This window comes from Streptococcus sp. 1559 (assembly GCF_013276735.1).
In the GTDB taxonomy this organism is placed as follows: Bacteria; Bacillota; Bacilli; order Lactobacillales; family Streptococcaceae; genus Streptococcus; species Streptococcus pseudopneumoniae.
On sequence record NZ_VMLO01000028.1, the window covers coordinates 1 to 6,502 of the forward strand.

Genomic DNA, 6,502 nt, shown 5'->3' on the forward strand with positions numbered 1-6,502 from the left:
CGGGTGGTTATGACTTTATCGACTCATCTCTAAATAGTTTTTAATGATTTGTAACTCTTTTTGGTTCAAAGGGAGGTAGTTACCTTCTGCTAAATCTGGGTTCAATGTAAAGTCCCCAAATTGGATTCTCTTGAGGCTAGTCACCTTAACACCAACCGAGAGGAACATTTTCTTGATTTGATGAAATTTTCCTTCTGAAATGGTGATAGAGGCTTGACTGAGGGAGGGACTTGCAGATAGAATCTCTAGTTTTGCGGGTTTACAGACAGTGCCATCTAAAAAGACAATTCCTTTTTGAAAGGCTTGGATATGGTCAGGTGTCAGAAGTCCATTAACTTTAACTTGATAAGTTTTATCGACATGATATTGGGGATGGAGGAGCTGAAAGCCTAAGGGACCGTTATCGGTCAAGAGGAGGAGTCCCGTTGTATCTCGGTCCAGTCGGCCGACGGCATAGAGCTTATCAGACTGGATGTCAGGCGGAAGGAGGTCCATGACGGTTGGAAGTTCCCTGTCTTTATTGGCTGTCACGACACCAACAGGCTTATGAAGCATCAGATAGGTGTGCTCATAGCCTTGAATGATTCGGTCCTGAAAAAGGAGTTCCTGTAGTCCTGTATCGATATTTTGGGCTAGGGAGCGGGCTGGGCAACCATCGACGAGAATATCCCCTTTGAGTAAGGCTTGCTTCATGGCCTTTCGGCTAACTTTTTCTTGGGCTAATAAATTATCTAAACGCATACTGTGCCTATCTTATCATAAGTCGCTTGCTTTGAAAAGGCTTGACGTGAAAAGAAAAGCGGAGTGAAAACATTTACACTTGCTTGAGTTATGTTATTTACCTGAAATTATGGTATAATCGTTCAGTTAGAAAATAAATTTTGAATATTATAGAGGAAATCATGACAAAATTAAGAGAAGATATCCGTAACATTGCGATTATCGCCCACGTTGACCACGGTAAAACAACCCTTGTTGACGAATTATTGAAACAATCAGAAACGCTTGATGCACGTACTGAATTGGCTGAGCGTGCTATGGACTCAAACGATATCGAAAAAGAGCGTGGAATTACCATCCTTGCTAAAAATACAGCTGTTGCCTACAACGGAACTCGTATCAACATCATGGATACCCCAGGACACGCGGACTTCGGTGGAGAAGTTGAGCGTATCATGAAAATGGTTGACGGTGTTGTCTTGGTCGTAGATGCCTACGAAGGAACAATGCCACAAACTCGTTTCGTATTGAAAAAAGCTTTGGAACAAGACCTTGTCCCAATCGTGGTTGTCAATAAAATCGATAAACCATCAGCTCGTCCAGCAGAAGTAGTGGACGAAGTCTTGGAACTGTTCATCGAGCTTGGTGCAGATGACGACCAGCTTGACTTCCCAGTGGTCTATGCTTCAGCGATCAACGGAACTTCTTCATTGTCAGATGATCCAGCTGACCAAGAAGCGACTATGGCACCAATCTTTGACACAATTATCGACCACATCCCGGCTCCAGTAGATAACTCAGATGAGCCTTTGCAGTTCCAAGTATCACTTTTGGACTACAATGACTTCGTTGGACGTATTGGTATCGGTCGTGTCTTCCGTGGTACTGTTAAAGTTGGGGACCAAGTTACCCTTTCTAAACTTGACGGCACAACTAAAAACTTCCGTGTTACAAAACTCTTCGGTTTCTTTGGTTTGGAACGTCGTGAAATCCAAGAAGCAAAAGCAGGTGACTTGATTGCCGTTTCAGGTATGGAAGACATCTTTGTCGGTGAAACCATTACTCCTACAGACGCAGTTGAAGCTCTTCCAATTCTACACATCGATGAGCCAACTCTTCAAATGACTTTCTTGGTCAACAACTCACCATTTGCTGGTAAAGAAGGTAAATGGGTAACTTCTCGTAAGGTGGAAGAACGCTTGCAGGCAGAATTGCAAACAGACGTTTCCCTTCGTGTTGACCCAACTGATTCACCAGATAAATGGACTGTTTCAGGACGTGGAGAATTGCACTTGTCAATCCTTATCGAAACAATGCGTCGTGAGGGATATGAACTTCAAGTATCTCGTCCAGAAGTTATCGTAAAAGAAATCGACGGTGTTAAATGTGAGCCATTTGAGCGTGTACAAATCGACACTCCAGAAGAATACCAAGGATCTGTTATCCAAAGCCTTTCTGAACGTAAGGGTGAAATGTTGGATATGATTTCAACTGGTAATGGTCAAACTCGTTTGGTCTTCCTTGTTCCAGCGCGTGGTTTGATTGGATACTCAACTGAGTTCTTGTCAATGACTCGTGGTTACGGTATCATGAACCATACCTTTGACCAATACTTGCCATTGATTCCAGGTGAAATTGGTGGTCGTCACCGTGGTGCCCTTGTTTCTATCGATGCTGGTAAGGCTACAACTTACTCTATCATGTCTATCGAAGAACGCGGTACTATCTTTGTCAACCCAGGTACTGAAGTTTACGAAGGAATGATCATCGGTGAAAACTCTCGTGAAAACGACTTGACAGTTAACATCACTAAGGCGAAGCAAATGACCAACGTTCGTTCAGCTACTAAGGACCAAACAGCTGTTATCAAGACTCCTCGTATCTTGACACTTGAAGAGTCTCTTGAGTTCTTGAACGACGATGAGTACATGGAAGTAACGCCTGAGTCTATCCGTTTGCGTAAACAAATCCTTAACAAGGCAGAGCGTGAGAAAGCTAACAAGAAGAAAAAATCAGCTGAATAAGAGCTAGAAAGAGAGAAAGATGGTCTATTTAGTCCTAGGGATTTTACTGCTCCTACTCTATGTATTTGCGACACCAGAAAGTATTAAAGGGACAGTCAATATCGTCGCTATGGTATGTATTTTAGTGGCACTTTTGGTTTTGTTGGCTCTATCTTTTCTGAAAATTTTTCAATTACCAACAGAAATGTTCCTAGCAATAGCCATGTTAATCCTAGCTTACTTTAGTGTGAGAGACATCACACTCATGCCAGTCAAAAAAGGTAAAAGAAGATAAAAAAGAGAGTTTTGGCTCTCTTTTTTTGGTAGGAATTTTACAATAGTTTGAATTGTTTTTTTACTATAACATCATCTCTTTTGCTTGGATAATATGAATGGGAAAAACTTGAATAAAATTTGTCAATGACATCTATTTAATATTTGGTTAGTACTGGTTGCATATTATTTCGAAATAAAACTACTATATAATATTATTCATATAGGTAATATAAAAATATTATTCATAAAGGTAATATAGTAAAATATCTAAAAAATTCGATTTTTTCCTTGACAACAAATAATAAAAATGCTATTCTTATTATATAAGAAATCGGTTTCAAAAAAGAGAGAGGAGGATTTATTTTGTTGCATTGTTGCTCAGGGTGTGCTTTTTTTGAAAGGAAAAATAAAATGAAAACGAAAAAACATAGATTACTTGCTCTAGCTCTTATTTCAAGCTTTACATTATTGGGAGCTGCATCAGCTGCTGTACAATATCCAGATGGAGGAGTATGGACATATGGAGAAGGTTCAGGAGGTGGTTGGGCTTTTTCAAATTACTATCATGGTAAAAAATATCATTCTTCTTCTCTTGTAAGTAAATGGGATAGTCATTCAGATAAAGGAACAGCAGTTGCAGGGAAAACTTCAGAGGCTTGGATTTGGACTAAATTTGGGGAACAAGTAGCATTTTACTATGACTATGACTAATATTTAGTTTTCTTAGATAATTCCCCTTGTAAGAAATTACAGGGGGGAATTTTGTTTACAAGGAGTCTACTATGAAGAAACTATTCATATTACTATCAACTTTTGTTCTCAGCTTCTTCCTTGCTTGGATTATTGTCTTACGTGCGCCACAATATTTATATGCAAGCTATGATTCCGTCTCCTTACTTCGTGTCAAAAAGGATACTCAGGAACCGACGCGTGAGGTATTTGAACAGGAATTGGAGAATTTTGCAAACTCAGAACAGAGTTTAATAGCTAGAAGAATTGTAGAGCCGAGTAAGGATGGGACAACTCACTTTACTTATGCAATTTATGGTCAGGGAACTTTACCAAAACAATTCCAAGAAGCTAGTCAAGAAAGTCGTGAACGTAGTGATCCACTAAATAGTTATCTCCTTTTGTCAGGCTCCTTGACGAAAGAAAAGCTTGCCGATAAATTAGGAGATTTGGGTTATAAAGCAATTCCTGACCGAAAGACACCGCCCTATACTCTTGCTTTTCGAATATTACTAAATCCCCTTATTTTAATTAGTTTAGCAATATTTGGCTTATCTTTCTTTGCTCTAGTGATTATCACTCGGATTAAGGAAATGAGAGCAGCAGGTATAAAACTCTTTTCTGGTCAGACTCTCTTATCCATCATGGGGCATTCTTTATCGACTGATATCAAATGGCTCCTTCTATCAGCCCTCCTTTCCTTCCTAGGTGGGGGAGTCGTTCTTTTTAGTCAAGGTTTGTTTTATCCTATCTTGTTAGCCACCTATGGTTTTGGGATTAGTTTCTATCTGTTGTTTTTATTGGGTATTTCAATTTTACTAATGCTCCTTTATCTAATGAGTTTGAGTTACAAATCATTAGTTCCTGTTATTAAGGGGAGATTACCCCTTAAACGCTTGATGGCTTTAACCCTATTGTGTCAGTTAGTAGCTGTTTTTACAGTAGGCTACGCTGTTAAGACGGGCTTGACGTCTTACCAACGATTGAAAGAACTTGAAATTTCAAAACAAGCGTGGAAGGACAGAGCAGACTATTATCAAATTTCTTTTGGCTTAGGTGATAGAGGAAAAGATACAGAAAATCAGAATAAGTGGTATGAATTTTCCAAAGAAGCAGTTGAAAAAGAACAGGCTCTATTTGTAAAAGAGAATCTCATTCATTTTGCAAATCCTCAAGGAAAAAATGAACAGGGAGAGACACTGGATACCTATAGTCCAGATGCTAATGTTCTCTATGTCAGCCCAAGTTATTTGGACAAGGAAAAGGTCGTGGTAGATGCTGAGACCAAACAGAAGTTAGTCCATCTTCAAAAAGGAGAATTTGGACTCTTACTACCAGAATCTCTTCGTTCACAGGAAGCAGAACTTAAGAAAGCTTTTGAAGAAAGTTTGAACTATTACGGGCAATCAAGTGAGGAGGCAAGTGCTCCTTTAGAGTATGAAATGAGAGCGATTATTAGCTATCTTCCAACTGGAGAAAAGCGATTTGTTTATAATAACGGTGAAAGCCCAGTATCCATTCAGTACTTAACCGATCCGATTTTAGTTGTATTTACTCCAACATCTACAGGTGATAGTTTCATTTCAAAATATGTTTGGTCTATCAATGCTGGAAAACAACTTTTTATCAAAGGATATGAGAGTGGGCTAGAACTCTTGAAGAAAGCTGGAATTTATGAGCAAGTATCTTATCTTAAAGAAGGAAGAAGTGTTTATCTAACTCGTTATAATGAAGTTCAAACTGAAACAGCAACTTTAATCCTAGGAGCTATTGTTGGAATAGCTAGTTCCTTGTTACTCTTTTATTCTGTCAATCTTCTATATTTCGAGCAATTCCGCCGAGATATTCTGATTAAACGAATTTCAGGTTTACGATTTTTTGAAACACATGCTCAGTATATGGTTAGTCAATTTGCCAGTTTTGTATTTGGTGCTAGTTTCTTTATTTTAAGCAGTCGAGACTTGGTGATTGGCTTGCTCACTTTATTCGTCTTTCTAGCTAGTGCAGTTTTGACGCTTTACCGTCAAGCGCAGAAAGAATCTCGTGTTTCTATGACAATTATGAAAGGAAAATAGGATGATTGAACTAAAGAATATATCTAAAAAATTTGGAAGCCGTCAGCTATTTTCAGATACGAATCTTCATTTTGAAGGTGGGAAAATTTATGCCTTAATCGGTACAAGTGGCTGTGGTAAGACAACACTCTTGAATATGATTGGACGATTAGAGTCATATGACAAAGGGCAAATTATCTATGATGGCACCTCTCTTAAGGACATCAAGCCTTCTGTTTTCTTTAGAGATTACTTAGGATATCTATTTCAAGATTTTGGCTTAATTGAAAGCCAAACCGTCAAAGAGAACCTCAATCTGGGTTTAGTTGGTAAAAAGTTGAAAGAAAAAGAGAAAATCTCTTTGATGAAACAAGCTCTAAACCGTGTTAACCTCTCTTATTTGGATTTAAAGCAACCTATCTTTGAATTATCAGGAGGAGAAGCACAACGTGTTGCACTAGCGAAGATAATTTTAAAGGATCCACCTTTGATTCTGGCAGATGAACCAACCGCTTCCTTAGACCCCAAAAACTCTGAGGAATTACTTTCTATCCTAGAATCTTTAAAAAATCCGAATCGGACCATTATTATTGCGACCCACAATCCTCTGATTTGGGAGCAAGTGGACCAAGTTATTCGAGTTACCGATTTATCACATAGATGATATGGTAAGATTCATACTCAATGAAAATCAAAAAGCAAACTAGGAAGCTAGCCGCA

At 38.7% G+C, this 6,502-nt stretch carries 6 protein-coding genes; 5 read left to right on the forward strand and 1 reads right to left on the reverse strand.

What is annotated here, in order from left to right:
• Positions 1–15 precede the first annotated feature (15 nt).
• Positions 16–741 (reverse strand): 16S rRNA pseudouridine(516) synthase, encoded by a 726-nt coding sequence (locus HT688_RS04615; protein ID WP_050208759.1) that lies wholly within the window; start codon positions 739–741, stop codon positions 16–18.
• A 161-nt stretch (positions 742–902) separates the two neighbouring features.
• Between HT688_RS04615 and typA the strand changes: the two genes are divergently transcribed.
• From typA to HT688_RS04640, 5 genes are all read left to right on the forward strand, one after another.
• Positions 903–2,744 (forward strand): translational GTPase TypA, encoded by a 1,842-nt coding sequence (gene typA / locus HT688_RS04620; RefSeq protein WP_000164111.1) that lies wholly within the window; start codon positions 903–905, stop codon positions 2,742–2,744.
• A 19-nt stretch (positions 2,745–2,763) separates the two neighbouring features.
• On the forward strand, positions 2,764–3,018 hold the full coding sequence (locus tag HT688_RS04625) for a DUF3165 family protein (RefSeq protein ID WP_000262804.1): 255 nt from the start codon (positions 2,764–2,766) through the stop codon (positions 3,016–3,018).
• Positions 3,019–3,410: 392 nt separating this feature from the next.
• Positions 3,411–3,710, forward strand: coding sequence for a lactococcin 972 family bacteriocin (locus HT688_RS04630; RefSeq protein WP_000850382.1), 300 nt, complete (start codon positions 3,411–3,413; stop codon positions 3,708–3,710).
• A 71-nt stretch (positions 3,711–3,781) separates the two neighbouring features.
• A complete protein-coding gene (locus HT688_RS04635) occupies positions 3,782–5,803 on the forward strand; it encodes a bacteriocin-associated integral membrane family protein (RefSeq protein ID WP_172923592.1) in 2,022 nt (673 codons plus the stop codon).
• A 1-nt stretch (position 5,804) separates the two neighbouring features.
• Positions 5,805–6,446, forward strand: coding sequence for an ABC transporter ATP-binding protein (locus HT688_RS04640; RefSeq protein ID WP_050208755.1), 642 nt, complete (start codon positions 5,805–5,807; stop codon positions 6,444–6,446).
• Positions 6,447–6,502: the final 56 nt, after the last annotated feature.

What these genes read in the sequence shown, in the direction of transcription:
- HT688_RS04615 (WP_050208759.1), bottom strand. Translation starts at nt 741, where the DNA reads ATGCGTTTAGATAATTTATTAGCCCAAGAAAAAGTTAGCCGAAAGGCC.
- typA (WP_000164111.1), top strand. Translation starts at nt 903, where the DNA reads ATGACAAAATTAAGAGAAGATATCCGTAACATTGCGATTATCGCCCAC.
- HT688_RS04625 (WP_000262804.1), top strand. Translation starts at nt 2,764, where the DNA reads ATGGTCTATTTAGTCCTAGGGATTTTACTGCTCCTACTCTATGTATTT.
- HT688_RS04630 (WP_000850382.1), top strand. Translation starts at nt 3,411, where the DNA reads ATGAAAACGAAAAAACATAGATTACTTGCTCTAGCTCTTATTTCAAGC.
- HT688_RS04635 (WP_172923592.1), top strand. Translation starts at nt 3,782, where the DNA reads ATGAAGAAACTATTCATATTACTATCAACTTTTGTTCTCAGCTTCTTC.
- HT688_RS04640 (WP_050208755.1), top strand. Translation starts at nt 5,805, where the DNA reads ATGATTGAACTAAAGAATATATCTAAAAAATTTGGAAGCCGTCAGCTA.